Genomic DNA, 23,070 nt, shown 5'->3' on the forward strand with positions numbered 1-23,070 from the left:
TCCGTCCCCCATGTCCGTTTTTTCGTCTCTCTCCCTTCTCCCCCCCCCCCCCCCCCCCCCCCCCCCCCCCCCCCCCCCCCCCCCCAAGGGGCCATCCCGGAGGATCTGCTCAGCGAGGGTGCCGCCGTCCACGAGTTCCATGACGATCCACGGCGCCTGATCCTCGATCACCACGTCGTGGAGGGTGACGATGTGCGGATGCGACCGCAGCCGGGCAGCGCTGCGTGCCTCACGCTCGGCGCGTCGCAGCCGCTGCGCATGCTCTTCGTCAGAGGTGGCCGGCGGGAGCCAGACCTCCTTCACCGCCACATCCACCTCGAGAGATTCATCGTGAGCCTTCCAGACCCGTCCGAAACCCCCGCCTCCCAGAACGGACTCCAGCCGGTACCGCCCGCTGATCAGACGTCCTGGTTGTGTCTGCCCGGCCACAATGCCCCCTCGTCTGCGCCCAAGTTCCGGCAGCCTACCCCCGCGTGCCCGTGCGAATCTGCCAGATGGCGTGCTGGTCCACGGCCAACCCGCCCCGGCCCGAGGGCGTGCGCGCAGACCGCCCGCGAGCGCTGGACCAGGTCCACGACCTGCTCGGCAAGGGCATGGGCCTGCTCGAATCGCCCGGCGTCTGAACCTGGCCCCGAACACTGTCAAGCGGTACGCACGAGTCCCCGAGCCCGAGGGCCTGCGCCGGGCACCGCAGTACCGGCCCACTCTCGTCGATTCCTACCGCGATCATCTGCGCGCCCGCCGTGCCGAGGACCCCGCCGTCCCAGTCTTCCAGCTGTTCCGGGAGATTAAGGAGTAGGGCTGCTACATCCCTGACCGAGCTGCGCGGCCGACTGGCGGAAGTCGGCGATCCGGGCGTACGGCGCCGACGTCATCGACCGGCTGGCGGCACCGAGCTCGTCCTCGCCCGCGACGCCATCTGCTGATCACCCACCAGCCGTACCGCCAGGCCGTCACACCCCGACCTCAATTTCACCCAAGGTCGTAAGTGATGCACGGCGTGTTCGTCCGCCGTCACCTGCTCGCCGAAGCCCGCCGCCACTTGTTCATCGGCTTGGGAGGCACCCAGATCGACGGTCGGGCGGTGTTCACGAGATGTGACGGCACTGGGGTGCTTGCCAGGACAGCATCGCGGTGTTCTCGGTGAAAGGGTCTGGTCATGCCGCAGATGCCTCAGGTCGAGCAGGCGGCCGGCTCGGGTCGCCCCCGGCCGTATTCACTTCCGTTGCAGCCGTCTATGGCCGTGGCATACGGCCACGGCGGCGCCTGCGTGAGGTCTCTGAGCGCGCCCGCGCCTGGCCTCGCACAAGCGCCGCCCGGAGCGCTCAGCTGCTGACGCGCGTGTAGGTGAGGAACACCGCGCCGCTCTTGAGGACGGTGTGGTCTGCGAGTGTCCAGGTGCGCGGGTCGAAGGCGGCCTTGCGGGAAAACAGCGGGATCCCGTCGCCAATGGTCAGGGGACCGACTTTGAGGATCAGCGTGTCGATCTCGGCGTACAGGGAGCCCGCAAGCTCGGCGCCGCCGAGTAGCCAGATGTCCTTGCCGTCCTGCTGCTTGAGCTCGCGCACGCTCGCCACCGGGTCATCGGCGACCAATTCGACGGCCGGGTCCGGGCTCTCGGTCAGGGTCCGGGAAAATACCAGGTGACGCAGGTGCGGGTAGGCGTCGGTGATTCCGGCCGCAAGACCGATCTCGTAGCTGCGCCGCCCCTCGAGCACAGTGTCGAAGTGCGTGCCCCTCGCCGTGACGGACAGTGCCTGCCGGGCCTGGACGGGCAGTGTCTCTGGGTACTCGGCCACGAGGTGCTGGATGTAGTCCTCCGGTATGGGCCAGAAGCCGTTCGGACCGGTGGGGTCCCCGCCGTCCGGGCCTGCGATGAAGCCATCGAGAGTGGTGGCGATGTAGTGGACGAGTCTGCGCATGCCGGGTCCCTTCGGTTGCTCACGCTGTTGCGGTGCAGCCCGGGCCGCCGGATGGCGTGCCGAGGTGCGAGGCCGCTGAATGATCATGGCACCCGTTCAACGACGTGAGCACCGTGCCGTCAAATGTCGTGAACATTCGCCCGAAATCCAGGGCTCTGCTGCTGCTCGAACCAACCGACAAACGCTGTCACTTGAAGTGGACAGAGCCACCCAGCGTTCCTCCAGCGTGGCCATGACGGCCCTAACGGTGTCCTCGTCCCCGCCGGTGATGTCCAGCACCACCAGGCCGGGCTCCGCGATGTGCTGCTCGTCGATCGGCTTCATGCCCCCTGCGACAGCACGACGGAGCCCGGCGGTTCGCCAGCGGTGACGGCGCCACGCCCGAACCTGGCGAGGGCGGTGTCCACGGGCAGTGTTTGTGATCAGTGGCGGGGACATCACAGGTGGACAACACCCCAGATGGTGAGTCACCGGTGACTCACCACAACCTCCCCACCGCACGTTACCGCCCAGCTCACCGGAACCCAGTCACCTCCCTGGTGAGTGACACGCCCTGGCTCGCCGGCCTTCGGTCCTTGTCGAACCGAGCCTGTGCTCAGCCTCCGGCTCACGCCCAGCCGACCGAGCTCGCATCGGGCTGTGTCAGTGGCTGGTGGCACTCTTTCGGCGTGCTGATTCAGGGATACGACGACGGCCCGCTGGTCGCTGGGGAGCCGCTGCTGGGCCGTCCGGGCTTCTGGTCGAACCACCTCACGGCCATGTGTGCTGATGGGACGTGTGTTGAGCGTGCAGTTCCGGAGTGGTTCGGCGATGACGGCGCTGACTGCGACGCCTTATCCGAGACGCGCTTCGACCCCGAGCGTTGGCCTGTCTTCCGGGTGCCCGCCGCCGACGGTCCCGGAGCCGTAGTGATCTACCGCAATCTGGTCGGCGACTACGGTATTGACTACCTGCTGACCCACCCAGGCCGGAGTTGCGCCCAGCAGATCGCCAACTGGGAAGGTCACCTGTCGGGGAGCGGGCTGACATGGCAGGAACTGGTCCGAATCGCCGACACTCCATCCTGCGTGGCCGAAGGGGTCCAGGCCACGGCCGCACGACTCCTCCTGGTCCTTCCCCTCTTCAACGACCTGGACATACCGCCTGTGGCACTGACCAAGATCAGCGCCGCCCTGACTGCGGCCGGAGCGCCGGACGAGACCGCCACCGATACGGCGCAGCACCTGCTGGGCCACCTCATGCGAAGGCCCTCGCACGATCCGCGGTGGGATTCGCCGCTGAGCGACGGAGTTGCGTGAACCCGGGCTGCTGGCGCTAGAGCGGCGCCGCGAGGTCGACCACCGGGTCGCGGACCTGCTGGGCGCGGCGCAGGCCGAGGGCGATCTGCGGGCGGACGCGGACATCCGGCTCGCCACCCGGCTGTTCTTCGGCATGGTCGACTCGCTGGTGGAGTGGTACCGGCCGCACCCGGAGTCCCGCGGGGACGCCGGACGGCTGGCGGAGGCCGTCGTAGGACTTGCCTTCGACGGCCTCCGCACCGCGGTGTAGCGGCTTCGCGCGGAGCTGCTAGCCGATCTGGGCGTAGTTGTAGTACCTGTCGAAGCGCGGCACCCAGATGGTGGGCCAGGGCACACCGCTGACGTTGCAGGCGCCGAAGGTCACGGGCGAGCGGCGGCCGGTGTCGTGCAGGCACAGCCCGGTGCCCACCTCCTGGAACTCCCAGTGGTCACCCTTCTCACCGCCCTGGAAGACCCACGTGAAGGTGGCACAGCCCCAGCCGTCCGTCTGGATGAGGGAAGCGCCCTGGTAGACGCCGCCGCCCTGCGCGCCGAGGCAGCGCGCGCCGCCCCAGGTGCCGATCACGAAGTTGCCGTTGCCCACGCTGTGGAAGGTGAAGCGCTGGTGCAGCGCACCCTTGCAGTCGTACCTCTGGATGATGGCACCGGCGCTGGTGGACCCGCCCCGGATGTCGAGGCACTGCCAGCTGTACCCAGCCCGCACCTCGTAGATGGGCGCGTTGTACGGGGTGGTGCTGTAGCGGATCGTCGGGTTCTCCGCGGCCTGCGCGGACGTCGGCAGCAGCATGACGAACAACGTCGTGAGAGCGGCTATGACACCACTGCCGAACCGGCGGAATTTTTGCGCCACGTTCCCTCCTGACTGGAAACAAGTGACCGGGGACGAGCTTGACGCCGGAGAAGCTACCGAGATCCACTGAGCCTCCGGTACCCACCCTTTCAGGGGGGTGTGTTCACTGCGGAGGCTGTGGTGAGGGTGGGCTCGGGTCTGCAGCGTGCCCAGCGGTTCATGATGCTGGCGACCGGTCTGTACCGGGCCAGCCACCTGACGGCGGGCCTCCTGGCGGTGCTGCGGAAGGCGCCGGGCGAGGTCCTGCCCTGGGCGGTGTTCGGCGGAATCCTCGCGTCCAGTGTGTGGCTGTACGGGAACGCGTACGCCAGGGGCTGGTTCGACCGGCGCTGGGTGTGGGCCGACGTGCTGGTGACCGGGTGCGCGGTGCCGCTGCTGGTGTGCGTGGCGACCGGTGCGCGGTCGGGCGGTGGCTGGGTGCCCGGGGGCACCGAAGTGGCGGTGTACGGATGGCTGTTCCTGCTGGGCGGGTCGGTGAGTGCGGCGGCGGGCGTCGCTCTGGCGCCGCGGCCGGCCGTGGGGGCCGTACTGCTCCTGCTCGGCACCACGCTCGCCGCGTACCTGTGGGTGATCGGGCCGGAGGCGGCTCCGGGGTCCGCGCTCGTCGGGCACCTCAACTCGGTGGTCTCCTCGGCCGTGATGGCCAGGGTTTTCTGGTGGTACCTGCGCCGCCAGGGCACCCAGCTGGACGAGGCCAAGGAGCGGGCGCTGACCGCCGAGGCCGCGCGGGCCCGGCAGGCGGAGCGGATCGCGCACCACCGGGCCCTGCACGACACCGTGCTGGCCACGCTGACCACCATTGCCGCCGGCCGCGTGGACGCCAACGCGCCCCTGGTGCGCGAGCGGTGCGCCCGCGAGGCGGCGTACCTGCGGCGGCTGATCCAGCGCGAGGACGCCCCGGAGGGCACAGGTGCGGAGGCGGCGGAGGTGGCAGTCGGGGCCGCGCTGGAGGAGGCGGTGCGCTCGGCCGAGTGCCTGGGCCTGAAGGTCACAGCTCAGTACCACGAACTGCCGCCGGTGCCCCGCCCCGTGGCCACCGCGCTGGCGGCCGCCGTGTCCGAGGCGCTGAACAACGTACGGTGCCACGCCGGGACCGGACAGGCCTTCCTGACGGCCGTCGGGGCAGGCGGGGGCGTGTCCGTCACGGTGGTGGACCGGGGCGCAGGCTTCGACCCGGCAGCCCCTATGGGCGGTACGCCGGACGGGACCGGAACCGGGCTGCGGCGCTCCATCCACGCCCGACTGGCCGAGATAGGCGGGCGGTCCGAGGTCGACAGCGCCCCTGGCGAGGGCACCAGCGTGGAGCTGCGGTGGCCCGCGTGATCACCGTGGCCGTGGTCGACGACGACCGGATGCTGCGCGAGGGCCTGCGCTCTTGGCTGGCCGGGGTGGAGCGGCTACGGCTGCTGGCCGCGGTCGAGACGGTGGACGCGCTGCTCGCGGTGGGCGGTCCGCCCCCCGACGTGGTGCTGCTCGACCTGGTGCTGCGCGACGGCTCCGTCCCCGAGGAGAACGTCCGGCGGCTGTGCGCGGCGGGCAGTCGGGTGCTGGTGATCAGTACGGTCGCGGACCGGGCCCGGATCGTAGGGGCGGTGGCGGCCGGGGCGGACGGCTACCTCACCAAGGACCACTCGCTGGAGACGCTGGTGGGCGCCGTGGAGACGGTGGCCGGGGGCGGTACGGCGCACTCCGCCGAGCTGGCCTTCGCCTGGGCGCACGACATCGGCCCCGCCCGGCCGCAGCTGGCGCCGCGGGAGCTCCAGGTGCTGCTGGACTACGCCTCCGGGCTCACCCTGAAGGCCACCGCGCGGCGGGCCGGCGTCACCCCGAACACCGCCAAGTACTACCTGGACCGGGTCAAGGAGAAGTACCAGCAGGTGGGCCGTCCGACGTACACGAAGATCGACCTGGCGCTGCGGGTGCGGGAGGACGGGCTGGGTCCTGAGGGGGCTTGACCCCGGATCTTGGAGGGTCTGACACGAAAATAGAGTGGACGATGCAGGTCAGCCCACCGTGATGGGTTCAAAGCGGACGGTCAGTCCGAGGCTGTTGGCCTCCTTGGTCATGCGGCGCATGGCGCGTTCGGGGTCGCGTTTGGCGAAGTACTCGGCGCCGAGGTCGCGATAGGGGGCCTTGCTGCGTAGGACGTGCCAGATGGCGATGGCGAGTTTGTGCATGACGGCGACGAGGGCTCGTTTGCCGCCTCTGCGGGCGGAGATGCGGCGGAATAAGGCGGCGATGTAGGAGGTCTTGTCTCTGATCGCGGCCATGGCGGCTGTTCCGAGCAGGCGTTTGATGTCGCTGTTGCCCGGGCAGGTCCGTCCGGATCTGTTCACTCCGGCTGACTCGTTCTGCCCGGGGCAGACGCCGATCCAGGAGGCGAGGTGCTGGGCGGAGGCGAACTGGGCCATGTCGCCGCCGGTCTCGGCGATGATGACCTCGGCAGCGAGCCGACCGACACCTGGGATGGTGTCGAGGTTGTCCAGGTCCTGCTCCCGCTCGGCCAGCATCGATGCAATCCGGGCGTCGAAGACTGCGACGAGCTGCTTGAGGCGATCGATCTCGTCCAGGTAGTGCCGCACCAGGAAGGCGTGGTGTTCGCTGAACTCTCCGTCCAGCGCTTCGACGAGGGCCGGGATCTTGTTGCGGGCCTTGCCGCAGGCCAGGTCCGCAAGACGTTCGCAGTCCCGCTCGCCGGCGATCAGGGCCTCCAGGATGGCGCGGCCGGTGGCGCCGACGACGTCGCTGAGGACCGAGGTGAACTTCATCCCGGTGTCCTCGAGCTCCTTCTCCAGCCGTTGGGCCTCCTGACCGGCGGCGCGGACGATCTCGGTCCGGCGACGGGTGAGGTCTCGCAGTTCGCGGATCTCCCGGTCTGGGACGAAGGAGCCCATTGCCATCCCGGACGCTCCCGCCCGGGCGAGGAATGCCGCGTCGCTCGGGTCGGTTTTGCGGCCCCGGATGCCCTTGAGATGGGCAGGGTTGACGAGCATCAGGTTCAGGTGCGGCTGGAGCATGTAGTAGACACTCCGCCAGTAGTCCGAGGCGGCCTCCATGACGACCACCTCGACGCGTGCCTCCACCAGCCATGCCAACAGTCTGCGGATCTCGGACAGGGTGGTGCCGAACCGTTCGGTTTACAGGCTCCAGCTGCCAGGCCTCTTCGAACCGGGGACGCGGGTGCAGGCGAGCAGGAAGCGCTTGCCCAGGTCCACTGCCGCAGAGCGTAGATGGATGACCTCGTCTTTCACGTCCTGCCGGGCCATGCCGTACTCCCTCCACGCGGCGGCCGCGCCGGGCGGGGGTCCCGGAGGGATCAGGGAAGAAGCGGAATCTGACACGCGTGCTCCGGGCAGCACCACTGCTGCCGTGGCGACACCGGACAGGGAACGGGAACATTCCGGGTCCGAGCCGTAACCCGGACTATCTCGCCACCGTCCGCCACATCCTCGATGACCAACGGCGACAACCCCGAAAACACCATTCCCACAAGCGCGTTCGTATCATGCACGCTCAAGGTCAGCCGATGGGTCTGCGATGCCGGTGAGCTCGTTGGACAGGATGGTAATGGGGATCGACCAGGGGACCACGGTTGCTGGCGATGCGCCACACCCTCGTGCGCACCACGTCGGCGGACCCAACCGGTGCACTGATGTGCCCCTACGTCCGGCCACATGCGGGCGTCCCGCCCGGCCCCGGACCGCCCGCCGTTTGCACTGCCGCGGCGACGTCTGCGCCAGGGCAGGAACCGCGTCCGATCCTCGGCGGTGTGGTCAGTGCATGGCCGCGTTGCGGAGTGCGAGGGTGGTCGTGCCGGGAGGGCGAGCGTGTGTGGGGATCAGCCGTTCCTGAGGTCGACGAGCACGGCGCTGACCGTATGGGGCTCCAAGACCGCGTTCAGGCGCACGGTGATCGGCTTCTTCAGCAGGGTGACCTGCTTTTCCCAAGCTCTGCTGGAACAGGCGACGTGCAGGGCCCCGTGGGCGTCGAGGCCCAATGGCCGGACGTTGCCCGCGACCTCGGGCCCGACATCGTGATGCTCCGACGCAGGGACTTCCTCGGATGTGTGGCGGTGGGGGACGCCGGCGGGTTGCTCCGCTGGGGTGGCACCTGGCCGGGTGGCCGGGCGTCTTGGGGGCACCCTTCGCTGTGGTGCCTTGACCCGTTGGCGCACCACGGATTTCGTCTGCGCGGGCCCGTGAACGCCCGGCCGCGTGATGGTAGGAGCCCCCGCAGCTCCGTTGCCGAGGACGCACGCTGGCGATGACCGTCTTCAGCGGGATGCCGAGCCCGGCGGCCAGCTGCTCCATGCCCGCCGATTTGCCGATGCAGGGCTCCGCCCCACAGCAGCACCGGCTGGTTGGCCGTCACGGCCAGGGCCGGGGCCTCCAGTTGGGGGTTGGTGGCGGGCTCGGTACGGGTCGTGCTCAGCCGGGCACTGATTGAGGGCGTCGGCGGAGGCCAGCGGACCGGGGGCGGGGGGTGTCGGCGGCCTCGCCGGACTCGGGCGCGTTGTTCATGCGCCCTACTCCTCGTCGTCGTCCTCGTCGTAGGCTTCCTCCTCCAACTCCCGGTCGGCCAGGAAGTCCTCGTACCAGTCGCCGCCGATGTCGGGGAATTCCTCATCGGCCCGCTCCCGGAGGAACGCGAGGTCGGTGCGCTTGAACCGGCGGATCAGCTGGGACAGCGACCACTCTGCATAGTCGACCACGTCGATGCGGGAGCCGGCCGCGAGGAACGCCCGCACCAGGTCTGCCGATCCGCCGTAGGTCACCGCGGTCAGCAGCGGGGTGCAGCCGGTGTCGTCCTTGGCCTCCAGGTCGAGGCCGGCCGAGAGCAGCCGCGGCAGCAGCACCTCGTGATCGAGGAGGTGCAGCACGTGCAGCAGGCTGCGCTTCCGCGGGAGGAGCAGCCGGGGATCGACTCCCGCGTCCAGCAGCGCGAGCACACCGGGGGTGTCGCCGTGCTGGGCCCGCAGCATCAGCTCCCGCTGCTGCTCGCGCAGGGCGCGCGGCAGCCGGCCCTCGCCCGTGACGACGCTCCGCTGTGCGGCGAAGCATCCGGCGACGCCACCGCCGAAGGCGCGCAGCGCCTGCTCGCGCTGCCGCTCCTGCGGGGTGTGCGGCATGTCGAGTTCGCCGTCCCTGAAGCGCACTTTGTGCCATTCCCCATGGCAGCGCACCCGGACGGGAGCCGGAGCCTGTGGGACGGGAGGGCCGTCGGCGGGGCCGGCCTGCGGGAACAGGGCGGCGGCGACCAGCGGGTGCAATTCGCCTGGCGTGATGCGGCCGGCCCGCACCAGGTGGAGGTCGGGATCGGGCTTCCAGGCGCGATCGTGCAAGGACGGCACGTCGCCGACCGTGTCGCGGAAGACGAATGTGACGGGCAGCGGGTCCTCGGCGCGCCCGGACGCGTCCAGCAGGAAGTACCAGTCCCAGTCCAGCGGGATCCGGAACCGGTCGGCCACGCCGGCCGCGGCCAGGCGGCGGACTTCGGCGGCCATGCGGCAGGCGTCGACCCGGGCCTCCTCGATCGTCCGTGTCAAGTCGACCGAGTAGTAGTGGCCGGGCCGCGCCTCGGGCCTGGTCAGGTCGAGTTCGATCCCCGCGGTGCGGAACGCCTCGATTTGCTCACCGCGAGCCTGGAGGACCGCGACCCACTCGGCCCGCGCCGCCGGGTCGGCGGCCCCGGGGTCCTCGGCCGGGTACTCCTCCGCAGTGATCGGCGTGCCGTCGGTGTGGAAGAACGGCAGCCGGTCCGCTCCGCCGGTGTGCCGCGCGCGCAGCTCGGGCGCGTACCGGGCGTCCCAGAGGTACCGGGCCCGCGACCAGTCGTCGGCGCTCCCGGAGAAGACGGCGCCGACCAGCGCGCACTGCAGCCGCAGCCGCTGAGACCCCTCGATCATCGGGAGGGTGGTGACGAAGAGCGTCACTTCCCCGGAAGAGCCGGCGGGGGTGCCGTAGCGCGCGAGCAGGATCCGCCCATCGGGGGCCAGCGTCGTACGGCCGCCCAGCAGCCGGGGCAGGTGCCAGCGCATCAGGTCCGGGGCGAGGTGGCGCAGGTCCTCGGCCACGGCTTCGGCGACCTCGGCCCCGTAGCGGGAGGCGAGGTCGTCGAGGTCGAAGGCCGGGTCGACCGCGGCGGCCGCGCATGCGGCCCGCCAGTCCCCGGCCAGCCGGTGCTCTGTCGCCTGCTCGATCATCCAACGGGGCACGGCGTAGCGGCGGATGCGCTGCCACACCGGTACGTCCTCGGCGGCGAGCCCGCCGGGCAGAGGGGCCTGTTTCACCGGTACACGCTGCCGATCGCACGCAGGTCGGGGTGGGCGGCGCCGACGGGCCTCAGCCGCTGCGCGAACGACCGCTTGACGCGGCGGGGCAGCCCCGGTCCCAGTCCCACGTACTCCAGCGGTGAGTCGTCGGGGACGGCGGCCAGCAGCGCCTTGGCACCGCGGCCGGTGAGGCCGGTGTGGCGCAGTTCCAGGCGGCGCAGCGGGCTGCCCGGCAGGGCGGCGGCGAGGGCCTGGGCGCCGGAGTCCCTGGTGGCGTTCGGAGGCGAGCCGAGGCTGCGCTCCGACATGGGGCGGCCGAGGTCCAGGGAGGCGATGGCGCCGAGGGCGTCGGCCAGCGCGCGGGCCCCGTCAGGGCCGATGCCGTTGCCGCCGAGCCCGAGGCGCACCGGACGGTCGGGGTCCGCGGCGGCCGCGGCGGCCAGCACGGCCGCACCCTGGTCGCCGAGATGGTTGGCGGGTAGGTACAGCTCGCGTACGCCGGCCTCGCGGATCAGGGCAGCGAGCAGCGGTGCGGCGTCCGGGCCGAGGCCGTTGCCGCCGAGGAACAGCCGCTCCAGGGGCGCTTCACGGCCGGTCAGGGCTTCGAGGAGCAGGCGTACGCCCTCGGCGCCGAGGCCGGTGTTCACCAGGTCCAGGGTGCGCAGGGCGGTGTTGCGGCGCAGCAGCTCCGCCAGGGTGCGGGCGCCCGGGGTGAAGACCGGGTTCCGCTTGAGCCAGAGGGCCCGTACGGAGCCGTCGTCGGCCAGGGCCTCGGCCAGCGCGGCGACGCCGTCGGGGCCGATCCGGTTGCAGCCGAGGTAGAGGGTGTGCAGGCCGTGGCCGGGATCTCCGGAGAGCACCCCGGCGAGGGTGGATGCGCCTTCGTCGCCGAGGGAGTTGGTACCGAGCAGCAGGTGGGCGGCGTGCGGCGAGGCGGCGGCGACGGGGAGCAGGCGCGCGGCACCGGCCGGGCCGAGCCCCTGCTTGCACAGGTCGAGGCGACCGTCGGCGCGCAGCGTGCCCAGCGGGTACGTCTCATCCTCCGTCACTGGCCGGTCGTCCGCCAGCCGCGCGAGCAGCGGATGCAGCGCAGCCGGATCGGCGAGCGGCAGGTCCGGGTGCTCGATCGCGGGGCACCGTACGGCTATCGGCTGGGTCATCACCGCTCCACCGGTCCTTCGCCGGTGACCGGCGTCCACAACGAAACGTACGAAAGGCATGGGTGACAAGGCCGGTCGGATTTGAACCGACGTCCTCCAGCTTGATGCGTGGGCGCGACGACCTCTGCGCTACGGCCTTGCCGCTGCGGATCATACCGGCCCGGTGGCCGGAAATCGATCACGAGTGCGGACACCCGGGGCCGCCCCCGGCAGCCGGGTTCCTCCGGAAGCCGCGCCGGGCTTCGGGCCGGCCCGGCCGGGCGCGGGTCGCTGAGAGAATTCGGGAATGACGCATGCGTACGCCGCTTCGAGCCCTGTCCGTCTGTCCGATGCGCGTGCCCTGAGCGCGGTGCACCGAGTCCAACTGGCATCCCTGGGCGAGCCGTGGTGGGGAACCGAGACGCGCACGCCCGAAGAGTTCTTCGCGCTCGTCGCGGAGGAGTGCGGAGCGCTGTAGTGAGGAGACCGAAGTCCACCTGTACCGTCTCGCCGACGACGAGTATCCCGGTCGCGTCCTGGACGACTACTGGGCCGGTCTCGGCACCGGCACGGGCCCACGCCGAGCGCTCAAGCCCTCGCGAGGCACCCCCTGGGGTCACCCACAGGCCATCCTGGCAGTGAGGGGGCGCGCAGGCGTTCCTTGCCGGCGGGGGGCCTTGCGGACACACTCCGGCGCCACGGTCTTCCGGCCCGAGCAGCCTGCAACACCGCCATGATCGAAGCCATCGCCGACATCCCACCGATCGTGATGGCAGACTCCGCCAGCTCGGCGCCGCCGCCAGGTGTCGTCTGCCAAAGGGGGGACCCGATCCGGTACGCCCTCGGGATTCGTTTCTGGGTGGCCTGCGTGGCGCCTACGCTGGTTCCAGCATGACGGCTGGCAGGGTGCCGTTCACAATCGGGTCCTTCGGCAGCGAGAGACCGAGGAACCGCTCGACGACCCGCAGCGCAATGCGGTGGACCTCCCTGCGGTCCAGCTCAGGGTTGGGCAGGCCGGCGGCGGTCAGCAGATCCTGCAGGCAGGCGGCCGTCGCAGGGTCGCCTGCGACCCCCTGATAGCCCCACGAAGCATCCAGGTGCAGGTTGCACGCGCTCAGCAAGCGGCCGTCGTGGGCGTACTCGAACTGTGGTGGCACCGGCTTGCCGTTCTCCTCCTCGTACTCCAGAAGGCAGGCGTGAACATCACCGCGTGAGACCTGCTCCAGAGAGCCGAACTCGCCCTGCCAGCCTCCGTACGCGACCGCGTATACCCAGTCCCCCGCGCGGCCGAGGCGCAGGCCAATTCCGGCGAAGGGGTCACCGAAGGCGTCGTCCAGGAGTTCCTCAAGGGAGTCGCCAGTGTGCTCCCCGACCGCCACCGCGATGCATCGCGTGCCGTCCACGTTCTCCGCAAGGCGGTTGGCGAGTTCACCCGGCGTGAGCCCGCGTGCGAGCACCACGTGGTAGCCCCCGAAGGCGATGGACTGGGGAGCGGCAAGCCAGGTCGTTCCGTCTGTCATGACGCCCATCCTGGCCTGTCCCTCTGACAACGCGGGGTGTCGTGCCTCTGGGACTTCCCTGTGGCGGAGCAGGCACTGGCGTCCGGGACGGAGTGCCGCATGCGGGAACGACCTCGCCCCGTGCGCGGCGACCTGACGGCGAACGCGGCTCGTGAAAGATCCAAGGCGCACCCCACCCATTCCCCCGCCCGGGACGGGCAACTGGCGTGTTGGCGGTGTGCGAGTGTTCCGGACGGGGCGGCCGCTTCAGGTCAGGGAGGCCGGTCTGCCTCTTCCCGCCCCGCCTCGTCCTGACCGTGGCGGAGGATCGGGAGCAGGACCTCGGCGGCGTCGCACCCGGTACACGCCGCCGTCCCCGGCCGCGCCAGGGCATCCAGCGCCTGCATGGTGGTCAGAGGCCGCGCCTGCTCGGCGGCCAGCCGGCATTCCTCGGCGTGGACGGTTGCAGCCCGTCCGCGGGGTACGTGCTCGTCCCCGCCGCGCCCGTGGCATCGGCTACGTCGTAGGAGCCCAGGGGCTTGTCAGCTTCGCTTCGCAGACCCTCTTCGGCACGGAGTGGGGCTGGATACACAAGGTCGTCGACCTTCCGTCCACCGCTGACCTCGGCATCGCCGTCATGGGGCCGGCGCTCATCGTCGGCGGGGTGAAGACGTGGAAGGCGCCCCTTGGCCTTCTGGATCTCTTCGAGCTCTTCGCAGTCCCAGCCCGGGGCCGGGGCCAGACCGAGCAGGTCGAACCATGTGAGCGGATTGCCGACGTACGCGACCGGATTGGGTGAAACCGGGCGCAGGCCCAGCGGGTCTGGGGAGAAATAGCGGCCGTCTCCGGGTCGTACGCGCGGAAGTAGTTGTGGTGGAGGCCCGACTCCGCGTCGAAGTACTGGCCCGGGAAGCGCAGTGGCGTATAGGCCGTCGTGTCCCGGTTCCAGGTGGTGGCGCCCCATACCATCGAGCGGGTGCGCCATGCGATCTTCCCGTCCTCGCCGACCAGCTCCCTCGGCGTGCCTATCAGACCGCAGGGCTGTGCTGCTCGCTCCGCTCGCCGATGGCGATGCTGGTGCCGCGGGTGGTCTGATGTCCGCCGTCTCGGGTGAGTCTTCAGTGAGCACAGTGACGCTTCGCGGAGATGGGACGGCTGGGGTGTCGGGGGTTGGGGGCGGGTGTTGTGGTGGGGCTCAGGGTGTAGTGGATCGCGGTCGCGTGTGCGGAGAGTTCTTGGCCGTGGCGGGTGTTGATGAAGGGCAGGAGAGGACTGTCCGGGGCGCGGTCGTGTAGCTGGCGGTAGGTTTTCGCTGCGGTGACTGGTTGGCCGGCTGCAGGGCCCGGGCTTCGATCTGTTCGGGCTTTTTGCATGCCCGTACGCGCTGTGGCCGGTCCTCTTCGCATGCCCGTGCGGCCGCTCTATCCTGAACGCCGCACCGTGCCGATCGGGGGGACAGTGGTAGAGGGCGCACGGCAGGGCGATGTGATCGCGGGCCGCTTCCGGCTGGAGCGCAGCGTCGGCAGTGGCGGGATGGGCTGGGTCTGGCGGGCGTACGACGGCGAGCTCGGCATCGACGTGGCCGTCAAGGAGCTATGGCTGCCGGCCGGACTGCCGCCCAGGGAGCGCTCGGACATCCTCAAGAGGGCCGAGCTGGAAGCCCTCAGCGCGGCACGGCTGCGCGACCACCCGAACATCGTCACCGTCCATGACGTGGTCCGCGAGGGCGGGCGGCCGTGGATCGTGATGCAGCTCGTCACGGGCGGCACCCTCCAGCAGCGCCTGGCGGACGGCCCGCTGCCGGTCGGTGCCGCGGCCCGGCTCGCCGCGGCGCTCCTGGAGGCCCTCGCGGCCGCGCACGGGCAGGGCATCGTGCACCGCGACCTCAAACCGGCCAACGTGATGGTCACGGACGACGGCCGGATCCTGCTCGCCGACTTCGGCATCGCGGCCTTCGAGACCGGCACCGGGCTGACCGCCACCGGCCTGGTCATCGGGTCGGCCCCGTACCTGGCGCCAGAACGCGCCCGGGGCGAGCAGGCCGGGGCCGCGAGCGACCTGTTCGCGCTCGGCGCGACGCTGTACGAGGCCGTGGAGGGCGTCTCGCCCTTCGCGCGGGACACTGCGGTGGCCTCCCTGCACGCGGTCGCGTACGAGGAGGCCCCGCCGATGCGCCGGGCTGGCCGTCTGCGCCCCCTCATCGAGGCCCTGTTGGCCAAGGATCCGGCCGACCGCGCCACGATCCCGCAGGCCCGTGCGCTGCTGGCCGCGGCGCCGGAGCGGGCGAAGGCGCAGGAGGGGACGAAGACGCCCCCGTCGGCCTCGGCGCCGAGGCGGGCCGACGCCGAGGCCGACGGGGCGGCGCGTCCGCGCGGGCGGGTGCAGACCCGTGTCGAGGGCGCCGAATCCGGTGGGGATCCGGCCTCGGGCGGGGACCCGGACCCGGTACGAGCGGTGGCCCGCCGGGGGCTCTATGGCGTGGGCGCCGTGGTGGCCGCTCTGCTGATGTACGGCTGGGTGCCGGGTGCCGCCGAGTTCGTCAACCACTACACGGGCGACCCCGCGGCGCAGGCCGCCCCCGGCGACTGCGTACACCTCGACCTCTGGGAGGAGGACGCCGTCCGGGAGGACCGCGGCGTGTGGGTCGCGGTCCCCTGCTGGTCGGCCGGGGTCCTGTACGAGGTGCAGAGCAAGGCGCCGCGTGGCTTCCGCGACGACCGGTGCCCGGCCGGGCACCGGCCGGTCCCCCTCATCGCCGATTACCTGTGCGTCACGCTGAAGCGCTGACGCCCGGCCGAGGGGTTGACGCGGGGGCCGAGGCGGCCGATGCGACGAAGAACTCATCGCGGGAGGACCTGTGGCCGCCGGTGAGTTTCTGGCGGCCGGTGTAGCGGGGGAGTGAGACCAGGAACATCTCTTCCACCGCGTCGTTGAGTGCCTCGATGGTGCCTTTCAGGTGCGGGCTGTGGGCGGGCAGGCCGGTTACGGGTACGGCGAATGCGCCCATCGCGGCGGTGACCGCTGCGCACAGGAACTCCTTGCCGCGGTCCACGCGGATCGGGCCGGGGAGCCCGCCTACCGGACCGAATGGCTCGGTGCGGGTGATTGCGATACGCAGGAAGGCCAGCACCGCGTCCCGGATCGGTGCGTGCGCGGTGACCGCGACCCCGTGATGGCTTTGGTCGCGCAGTCGATGAACCAGGTCACCCATGGGGTGGCCAGCACGCCCTCCACGTCGACTTCGACCGGCACGTGCTTGTGGTCGCCCTCCCATCGGGCGTTGCGGTGGGTCGCCGGCCGCTGCCCGAACACGTCATGGGCGCGCCGGGCGGCTTCCCCGTTCTTGAGTCCTGCGCGCTCGCCGCGGGTCAGGTCCCGTCGGATCGCCCGGTGCAGTGTGGAGAGCGACGGCGGGGAGGCGCGTCCGGGTCTTCGGCTGCCCGCTGTACCAGCTCGGCGTGGACGCGGGAGGCGTTGCCGCCCCACAGTGCCAGCAGCCGCCTTACTTCCGTGGTGACAATGAAGTGCGAGGCCTCCATCCGGGCGAAACGGTGATCTTCCCTGGCTGCGGCCAGCCACCGCCACACGGTCCGCTCTGACTTCCCCAACACCTGGGCGGCCAGGCGTACATGTGCGGACGTCAGCTCACCGCGCTCCCGCGAGGAACGGCATCGTGCCGTCCGGCACCGCGTTCGGGATCACCTCGAGGCCGGCCCGCCGCAGCGGCCGGTACACCTTGCAGTCGTGCTCCTGGGTACCCATCGGTCACTGTTCTGGCAGGGCCAACGCGCCAAGAAGTCCGGCGCTGCGACCTGCGGGCCGGTACGGCGTGTAGGACGAGGTGCTCTGGGGTGCACGCGCTCGTCCGCCGGCGGTCTGCGGGAGCGGGGCGTCGTCTCCGCCGGGCGAGGGTGCCCGAGGTCGGCAGCGCCTTCGGCTTGTCAAGCCCCGAGTACTCGTACCGTGACCGGGAGGGTGCCTCCGGGGCGCAATGGAGTCACACCGGCTGGCGGAGGAATGCCACACAGCGCCCGTCTGCTGCACCCGAACCAGGAGCCACCCGCATGATCACCAACACCCGACGCCTTGCCATCCTGCTGGTCGCCGTAGGCGGCTTGTACTGATGCATCCCGGCAGAGGGTGCCGAAGGAGTTGACCGACCGTGGGCACCGTGAAGAGGCGTGTGTGGTGGCTGTGGGTAGGTGCGATCGTCGGGCTGGGGCTGGCGGCGTTGATCCTTGCCCTTTACACATTCAACGGATCGGCACCCAGTTCCCCGCCTGCAGCAGAGCCGGCATCTTCGGTAGTGGAAAGTGAGCCGCCGCCGACGACGGGGCTGGACACTACGGCGGATCTGGACAGCCCAGGGCCAACGCAGCCTCGCGGGTCGGATCCGTTTACGCCTGCGACTGCTCAAGCGTCTGATGCGGGGGCTGAGTGGGCGAGTGTGTCTGTGGCGGCGGTTTCTGCATTGGGCGGGATGATGAGCGGGGTTGCAGCGGTGGTCACTACCCGGCGTAGTAGGTTGCCGGCTCCGGCGGAGCCGGCGACGTCGGGCGAGCTTCCATCCCCGTCATCGCCTGCCTCTTCGGATACACCTGAGGGCTCCGGCTCGCCTGCACGGGTGTCGTGTCAGCGCGAGCCATACTCTCCGCGGCTGCGTGAGCCTGGGCGACGGCATCGGTCCTTCCACCACCCTGGGCGCCCGCACTGATGCGCCCCCGGGGGCCTGCTGGGGCGGCCGGCCACTGGTGGCGACCTGAGGTTCCTGTTTGGGGCGGCCTACCCGGCCAACTCCTCGGGAGAGCGACGAGTGATCCTCATTCCCGCCTCGGTCTCGACCAGGGTCAACGCGCCGATCCAGTTTCCATCGTCGGGATACTCCCAGTTGGCGGCGTCCTCGAGAACCGCCGGAAGCTGATCCCGACATACCAGCTCGCCCGGCTGGAAGCCGGTCTCCCCGGACGGCGAGACCCAGGGCGCGACGCGACGGACCTCGATCCACCCACGGTCGATGAGAGGGAGCAAGATCCCTGCGAGCTCCGTGACCGGCCGGGAGCGGTCGGCATCGTCGAGATCCCCCCAGACACCGGCCAGGATGTCGATCTCGTACGAATTGACCAAGAAGGCTTCCTCGCACTTGGTCAACGCGTCCCACTCTTGCCTGCTCACCCATCGATTATCGCAGAGAAGCTGCTGATCGTTTCCGGTCACGGGGCTGTCAATCGAGTTCGATTGACAGCCCCCACCCGTCCGTCCGCCCAGCTTTGGAGGCCCTGGTGTCCGGCGCCTGCCTGACCCTCGGGGCCTTGGCCGAGCGTTCGGGCCTCACCGTGGAACAGGTCGCGGCCGCCAGGCGGGGTGCGCGGCTGCTCCGGACGCACTGCTGGACCGGCGAGGACGGCCGCTTGGTGCGCGAGTACGAGGAGTTGGGCTTCACCGCGACCCTGGAGTTCGAGGTGCTGCGGTCGGATGGGTCGTTCTGGCCGGGGCAGGTGCTGCAGACTCGTGTGTGAGCGGTCAGCCCGCCCGCCCGAGGCCGGTCCTACCTGCCGTCCTTCGACGACGACAATCGCGCTCGGTGCCATGCCGGGAACGCCGACGGCCGCGACTCCGACCTGATCGCCGCAACGCACATCGCGGACGAGGGGAACCGGGAGCGGTGCGCACTGGGATCTGGCGCGTGAGGCGGGTGTCTGTTGCCTGAGTAGATGTTGTTGCCTCGTCCCGTGATGCCGGAATGCTCCTGTCTCAGGTCCGATACGCGTCGGCTCCCAGGTGGTACCGGTCTTTGGGGTGGGGGTGCGGGCTATGGCGGATTTCTTGATCGTGTTGACGACGGCAGACCGTCAGGATACGGCGCGGCGGTTGTCGCGGTCGGCGGTGGCCGGGTTGGCGGCGTCGGGGCAGGTGAGTGGTCCGGTGGAGACGACGTACCGGCATCATGGTGAGGTCGCGGAGGGCTCGGAGTGCCAGGTGGTGTTCCGTACGACGGCTGACCGGCGGGAGGCGTTGGAGAAGCACTTGGTGGATGGCCACCCCTACGACTCCCCGGAGGTGGGTGATCGCGGTGGACATCCTTGCGGGCCGGGCCGACTACCTGGAGTGGATCCGCCGGGCCACGCTACGGGTGTGCGCGGTCCAGGAGCGTGCCGACGGCTGCGAGGGAGCGGTGCGGGGAGAGCCGGCGGAGCATGACGGTGGCGCGGGCTTGGGGGCGGGCGGACGCGAGGCCGTCGGGTCCAGCACGCGAGCGCGGCTGCGTGCTCGACCTCGCCCGCATCGAGGTAGGCCGACGCCAGCCATGACAGGTACAGGGCTTTGTCCCGGGCGTGGGTGTCGTCATACCGGGACAGAGCGTCCTCCAGAGCGGGGATGGCCCGCAGGGGCTGGCGGAGTTCGGCCCAGCACCGGCCGGTCATGATGGCGATGAGGACGGCCTGCTTCCGCTCAAGATCAACTATGGTCACCATCAACAATCTGTTAATCAATCGGGGGAACATCACTATGCGTAACCGCATAGCCAAGATCGTCACCGTCGCCGCAGCGCCGCTGCTTGCCGCCACCCTCGGCACTGGCACCGCCCACGCTGGCTCCAGCTGGGGACCGATCAAGTTTTCCAACGGCTACTGCCTCGACGTCTCTGGCGGCAACTTCGTTGTCGGTGCCACGGTCCAGCTCTGGGGTTGCAACGGCACTCCCGCTCAGCAGTGGTGGCTGTGGCAGACGGACTCCACCCACTTCCAGGTCCAGGCATCCCAGAGCAACGACCCCAAGGGCCGCGTGCTGTGCCTGAACAACTGGGAAGGAGGCGACGTCACCGGCAACCACATGCGCCTCTACCCCTGCTCCGCGGGCTCCGTAGGTGACACCCAGTTCAACTGGGTCTACAAGGGCAACGGCAGGCAGATGCAGCCACGCGTCGCCTCCGCCAACTGCGTCAATTCCTGGGGTGGCCTCTACCAGGGCGCCCAGGCCCGCCTGTACGGCTGCTACGACAGCGCCGAAGAGAACATCATCTCCTACCCGTCGTAACGCCACCACGACAGGCGCGGCCACTCACCCTTGGGCCGCCTGATCTCCGGTGCGCCCTACGCGCCCAACGGCCCCGCACTCCCGGTAACGGGTCGTTCCTGGATGAGTTGAGCCGTGGGTATTGCGCTCGGCGATCTTGGTCGGCAAGGCACCCGGGTGCGTGCTGATCTTGTTCCAGACGACCTGTGGGAGCGGGTAGCTCCGCTGCTGCCCCCGCTCCCGAACGACGTCGCTGGCATTGCGGGCGACCTCGCGATCCGGCTTGCCGAGTCACCCAGCAGACCACCGTCGACCTTGGCCTTCCCCGGACACCGTGCCCGCCGACGAAACCCTGAAGCTGCGCCTGACGACGGCTCGGGCCTCCTACCATGTGGCCGACGGCGGCATCGTCTTCCGCGCCGCCAGCCAGGAGTGGACCCTGCACGCACAGACCGCTGACTCCCTCGCCCCGCTTATCGAGGGGCAAGGGGTGACCCTAGGCGAGCTGGCCGCCAGCTCCGGCCTCACCCTCGATCAGGCCGCCAGGCTCGCCCAGGACCTCATCTCCTGCGACGTCGCAGCCCTCACCCGGAGGTAACACCCCGCGTGTTCCCCACACCTGCACCGCCCACCCGAGACCGCATGACCGCCGCGCACGCCCATGCGCACACCTCGGCCTCAAGCAGCACGACAGTGGACGGCAGGTGTGAGGACACCAGGACCGCACCCTCTCCGCCCCCTCCGGCCGCGGCTGGCTCCGCCTCATCTCGGCCCCGGCCGGGAAGGGCCAAGGGAAACTGCGGGACGGCCCGCTCACCGCCAAGGACACCATCCCGACCGCCGTCCCCTGGCCCGCACTGCACGCCGTGCACGACTGGGCGGCCGACGGCTACCGCGCCGAGCTCCCGACCTCCCCGAGACCAGGTGGAAGGAACTCCCGCCCGGGGGGCGGTGCGTTTGCCGCCGGCCCAGCAGTCGCCGGTATGGACCTGGACCGGCGGCCAACCGACGCCGATGCCACGCTCGATCAGCCACGCGGGCGGCTCCGGCAGCGGCCGCCGACGGGCGGCAAGCGCATCCCGCTCCTCGGCGGCCGCGAGGGCCTGTTCTGCCCGGATGAGTTCTCCGCGCAGGTAGGTGATCAGGGTCCGCAGACGCGGGAGGTCGGGCGGCAGTACGGACACGCTCAGCTCCGCTGCTGCGCGTTCCGCAGGGCCTCACAGGCTATGCAGAGCGGGAGGCTCCGACCTCATATCGGCATGTGGGGGTGTGGCTTCTCTGCACCTTCAAGGTCGGTCGGGGGATCTCGCGAGTTACTGGGGCCTGTCCTGTCGATCACTCGTCAGGCACCTCGGTGGTACTTTGCTCGGAAATCATGGGAGGGGTGACAAGCCAGGTGGACAGGGGTTTGCGGCATGCCGCTGTTGTGGCACTCGGCGAGCTCGGGCGAAGTCACGACTACCGGGACCGGGCCGATGCCGGTCACGGCCTGGCAGGTTTCGCCGACGTGCCGGAGGCTTTCGGGCTGCTGCTTGAGCTTGTGCTCGATCCGCGTGACACCTTCGTCACCAGGCTGACAACGGAAGCCCTGCTTCGGCGAAAGGACAGGGTCGGGCTGACGATAGTCGCGTCCGCACTGGCGGTCGCCAACCCGAACCACAGCGATTGGATCCACACCGCAATCGTCGATGTATTCAGCATCTTCTCCGACGATCGGGACAACGTGATACGGCTGTGCGAGGAGATGTCGCAGGACGCTGACGACCGCGTTGCCCAAGGCGCTCGTCAGTTGCACGAACTCCTGGCTGAGATCGATCCCGTTCTTCGCCCGCATAGGTTTCGTGAGCTCCACGTGCCGGTCACGGCAGGCGAGGTAGTTTCCGAAGCGGAGGATGACGTGAAAGAGCACACGCGGATCAGGACAGTCGGCAACCCTGCTGCAAGCCAGGGGCCCGGATACGGCCCCGCCATGAGTCTGACACCAACAGCTGTATGAAGCGGTCCGCCCGGGCGACGTGCGAAGGGCTTCCGGGCGGACTCCGGTTCCCATGCTGCCCCCTCACTCGCCGCGGCGCCGGAGGCACGGTCGCGGCCTGGGCTGAACGGCGCAGCATTCGCATCTCCGCGGCATAGGGGCCGGCAGTGGGGGGGGGGGAGACCACCCCCCCCGCCGGCTGGCCCCCCCTCCCCCCCCCCCCCCCCCCCCGCCCCTCCCCCCCCCCCCCCCCCCCCCCCCCCCCCCCCCCCCCCCCCCCCCCCCCCCCCACGGCCGCCCTCCCCATGGGCGACTGCCCGGCCTGTCATGAGGTCGATTACCGGGGCGGGTGCCTCGGGGGCCTGTGTGCGTTCCCCGTGGGCCTTGGCCGTAAGGAGTTTCTCCACGGCGTCGCGGATGCCTTCGAGGGTGTCGGTGGTCATTGCGTCGGCGAGGGCGACGGCGGCCTGGACCTCGTCCTCGGTGACGTCCACGGTGGGGGCGGGGACCTCGGCCTCGCGGATCTCGTCCGGCCAGCGGAGGCCGTGCAGGACCAGGACGTCGCCGACAACACGCAGCAGGCCGAGGAGTTCGCGCTGGTGGAAGGCGAATTCGGCGACGGCCACGCGGCTGGTGCGGCCGAGGGCCTCGCGCAGGAGGACGTACGGCCGGGCGGCGATGGGGGTCCGGGGCTGCCATGTGGTGGGCGCCGGCTCCGAAGGCGGCGGGGTTGATGGATGCCGCTGGGACGAAGCTGACGATCCCAATCCTTGGCCGTGGGGCGGGCCAGGTGCTGCACCGTCGTGGGAACGCAGGCAGGTACGGTGCCGACGCTGATGCCGAAGCCGGCGCCGCATGCTGCAGGTGTGTCGTTCTGCGGATTGTCATGGTTTTGTCACAGTTGCGGTCCCATAAGTGGTTGCAGCGAGGCAAGTTGATCAAAGCGGGCACACTTTCGATCATTCATCTGTGTGGGGGAGTGTGAGCGGTGAAGTTCGACATGGGGGCTTCGGTCCTGACGAACCTGATGTCGAAGTCGCGGACGTCGAGTACGGATCTGGGGACGCTGATCCGGCTGCTGGTGAACGCGGCGCAGCCGTTG

The 23,070-nt window shown here is 70.3% G+C and carries 19 protein-coding genes and 8 pseudogenes; 11 read left to right on the top strand and 16 right to left on the bottom strand.

The window, feature by feature from the left end; translation table 11 throughout:
• The coding region (locus AC068A_RS31835; protein WP_478589762.1) for a protein kinase domain-containing protein at positions 1-429 on the bottom strand (429 nt) is incomplete at its 3' end.
• 68 nt (positions 430-497) lie between these two features.
• Here AC068A_RS31835 and AC068A_RS31840 point away from each other — a divergent pair.
• Positions 498-793: pseudogene (locus AC068A_RS31840) on the top strand (ISL3 family transposase); the annotation flags it as partial.
• 532 nt (positions 794-1,325) lie between these two features.
• On the opposite strand, the gene AC068A_RS31845 reads toward AC068A_RS31840, so the two are convergent.
• Together AC068A_RS31845 and AC068A_RS31850 are read right to left on the bottom strand one after the other, a co-directional pair.
• Complete coding sequence (locus AC068A_RS31845; protein ID WP_478589744.1) at positions 1,326-1,922, bottom strand: dihydrofolate reductase family protein; 597 nt, start codon at positions 1,920-1,922, stop codon at positions 1,326-1,328.
• 96 nt (positions 1,923-2,018) lie between these two features.
• A complete protein-coding gene (locus tag AC068A_RS31850) occupies positions 2,019-2,246 on the bottom strand; it encodes a DUF6207 family protein (protein ID WP_478589745.1) in 228 nt (75 codons plus the stop codon).
• 344 nt (positions 2,247-2,590) lie between these two features.
• Here AC068A_RS31850 and AC068A_RS31855 point away from each other — a divergent pair, with 344 nt between their 5' ends.
• Together AC068A_RS31855 and AC068A_RS31860 are read left to right on the top strand one after the other, a co-directional pair.
• A complete protein-coding gene (locus tag AC068A_RS31855; protein ID WP_478589746.1) occupies positions 2,591-3,220 on the top strand; it encodes a hypothetical protein in 630 nt (209 codons plus the stop codon).
• Between the two features lie 13 nt (positions 3,221-3,233).
• Positions 3,234-3,470 (top strand): annotated as a pseudogene (locus AC068A_RS31860) (TetR-type transcription factor C-terminal domain-containing protein); the annotation flags it as partial.
• Positions 3,471-3,488: 18 nt separating this feature from the next.
• Here AC068A_RS31860 and AC068A_RS31865 read toward each other — a convergent pair.
• Positions 3,489-4,070: an RICIN domain-containing protein gene (locus tag AC068A_RS31865; protein ID WP_478589747.1), complete on the bottom strand. Its 582-nt coding sequence runs from the start codon at positions 4,068-4,070 to the stop codon at positions 3,489-3,491.
• A 159-nt stretch (positions 4,071-4,229) separates the two neighbouring features.
• Between AC068A_RS31865 and AC068A_RS31870 the strand changes: the two genes are divergently transcribed.
• Both AC068A_RS31870 and AC068A_RS31875 read left to right on the top strand, forming a co-directional pair.
• Positions 4,230-5,393: a sensor histidine kinase gene (locus AC068A_RS31870; RefSeq protein WP_478589748.1), complete on the top strand. Its 1,164-nt coding sequence runs from the start codon at positions 4,230-4,232 to the stop codon at positions 5,391-5,393.
• A complete protein-coding gene (locus AC068A_RS31875; protein WP_478589749.1) occupies positions 5,381-6,025 on the top strand; it encodes a response regulator transcription factor in 645 nt (214 codons plus the stop codon). Before AC068A_RS31870 ends, AC068A_RS31875 begins: the two co-directional genes overlap by 13 nt.
• 48 nt (positions 6,026-6,073) lie before the next feature.
• On the opposite strand, the pseudogene AC068A_RS31880 reads toward AC068A_RS31875, so the two are convergent.
• The 9 genes and pseudogenes from AC068A_RS31880 to AC068A_RS31920 all read right to left on the bottom strand — a co-directional run.
• Positions 6,074-7,192: pseudogene (locus tag AC068A_RS31880) on the bottom strand (IS110 family RNA-guided transposase); the annotation flags it as partial.
• A gap of 716 nt (positions 7,193-7,908) precedes the next feature.
• Positions 7,909-8,247, bottom strand: coding sequence for a DciA family protein (locus AC068A_RS31885; RefSeq protein WP_478589750.1), 339 nt, complete (start codon positions 8,245-8,247; stop codon positions 7,909-7,911).
• A gap of 76 nt (positions 8,248-8,323) precedes the next feature.
• Positions 8,324-8,535, bottom strand: a pseudogene (locus AC068A_RS31890) (AAA family ATPase); the annotation flags it as partial.
• A gap of 60 nt (positions 8,536-8,595) precedes the next feature.
• Positions 8,596-10,359 (bottom strand): ankyrin repeat domain-containing protein, encoded by a 1,764-nt coding sequence (locus tag AC068A_RS31895; RefSeq protein ID WP_478589751.1) that lies wholly within the window; start codon positions 10,357-10,359, stop codon positions 8,596-8,598.
• Positions 10,356-11,501 carry a leucine-rich repeat domain-containing protein gene (locus AC068A_RS31900; protein ID WP_478589752.1) on the bottom strand — a complete coding sequence of 382 codons (1,146 nt, stop codon included), beginning with the start codon at positions 11,499-11,501 and terminating at the stop codon, positions 10,356-10,358. The genes AC068A_RS31895 and AC068A_RS31900 overlap by 4 nt, the downstream gene beginning before the upstream one ends.
• A gap of 66 nt (positions 11,502-11,567) precedes the next feature.
• Positions 11,568-11,640 (bottom strand): annotated as a pseudogene (locus AC068A_RS31905).
• A 715-nt stretch (positions 11,641-12,355) separates the two neighbouring features.
• Entirely contained in the window at positions 12,356-13,000 is a 645-nt protein-coding gene (locus AC068A_RS31910) for a DUF6461 domain-containing protein (RefSeq protein WP_478589753.1), read from the bottom strand.
• Positions 13,001-13,251: 251 nt separating this feature from the next.
• Positions 13,252-13,446, bottom strand: a pseudogene (locus AC068A_RS31915) (DUF6233 domain-containing protein); the annotation flags it as partial.
• Positions 13,447-13,700: 254 nt separating this feature from the next.
• Positions 13,701-14,011: pseudogene (locus AC068A_RS31920) on the bottom strand (RHS repeat-associated core domain-containing protein); the annotation flags it as partial.
• A 426-nt stretch (positions 14,012-14,437) separates the two neighbouring features.
• Here AC068A_RS31920 and AC068A_RS31925 point away from each other — a divergent pair.
• Positions 14,438-15,766, top strand: coding sequence for a serine/threonine-protein kinase (locus tag AC068A_RS31925; RefSeq protein ID WP_478589754.1), 1,329 nt, complete (start codon positions 14,438-14,440; stop codon positions 15,764-15,766).
• Here AC068A_RS31925 and AC068A_RS31930 read toward each other — a convergent pair.
• Together AC068A_RS31930 and AC068A_RS31935 are read right to left on the bottom strand one after the other, a co-directional pair.
• On the bottom strand, positions 15,750-16,190 hold the full coding sequence (locus AC068A_RS31930; protein ID WP_478589755.1) for a hypothetical protein: 441 nt from the start codon (positions 16,188-16,190) through the stop codon (positions 15,750-15,752). The genes AC068A_RS31925 and AC068A_RS31930 overlap by 17 nt on opposite strands.
• A gap of 1,571 nt (positions 16,191-17,761) precedes the next feature.
• Positions 17,762-18,151, bottom strand: coding sequence for a hypothetical protein (locus AC068A_RS31935; protein ID WP_478589756.1), 390 nt, complete (start codon positions 18,149-18,151; stop codon positions 17,762-17,764).
• Positions 18,152-18,288: 137 nt separating this feature from the next.
• Here AC068A_RS31935 and AC068A_RS31940 point away from each other — a divergent pair, with 137 nt between their 5' ends.
• From AC068A_RS31940 to AC068A_RS31960, 5 genes are all read left to right on the top strand, one after another.
• Positions 18,289-18,495, top strand: a complete 207-nt coding sequence (locus AC068A_RS31940) for a hypothetical protein (RefSeq protein ID WP_478589757.1) — start codon at positions 18,289-18,291, stop codon at positions 18,493-18,495.
• Positions 18,496-18,790: 295 nt separating this feature from the next.
• Positions 18,791-19,177, top strand: coding sequence for a divalent-cation tolerance protein CutA (cutA, locus tag AC068A_RS31945; protein ID WP_478589758.1), 387 nt, complete (start codon positions 18,791-18,793; stop codon positions 19,175-19,177).
• A gap of 309 nt (positions 19,178-19,486) precedes the next feature.
• Positions 19,487-20,014, top strand: coding sequence for an RICIN domain-containing protein (locus AC068A_RS31950; RefSeq protein WP_478589759.1), 528 nt, complete (start codon positions 19,487-19,489; stop codon positions 20,012-20,014).
• A gap of 313 nt (positions 20,015-20,327) precedes the next feature.
• Positions 20,328-20,591, top strand: coding sequence for a hypothetical protein (locus AC068A_RS31955; RefSeq protein WP_478589760.1), 264 nt, complete (start codon positions 20,328-20,330; stop codon positions 20,589-20,591).
• A gap of 786 nt (positions 20,592-21,377) precedes the next feature.
• Entirely contained in the window at positions 21,378-21,989 is a 612-nt protein-coding gene (locus AC068A_RS31960; protein ID WP_478589763.1) for a hypothetical protein, read from the top strand.
• A 506-nt stretch (positions 21,990-22,495) separates the two neighbouring features.
• On the opposite strand, the pseudogene AC068A_RS31965 reads toward AC068A_RS31960, so the two are convergent.
• Positions 22,496-22,825, bottom strand: a pseudogene (locus AC068A_RS31965) (Ku protein); the annotation flags it as partial.
• Positions 22,826-23,070 lie beyond the last annotated feature (245 nt).

It is taken from the genome of Streptomyces sp. NPDC043854 (genome assembly GCF_056436005.1).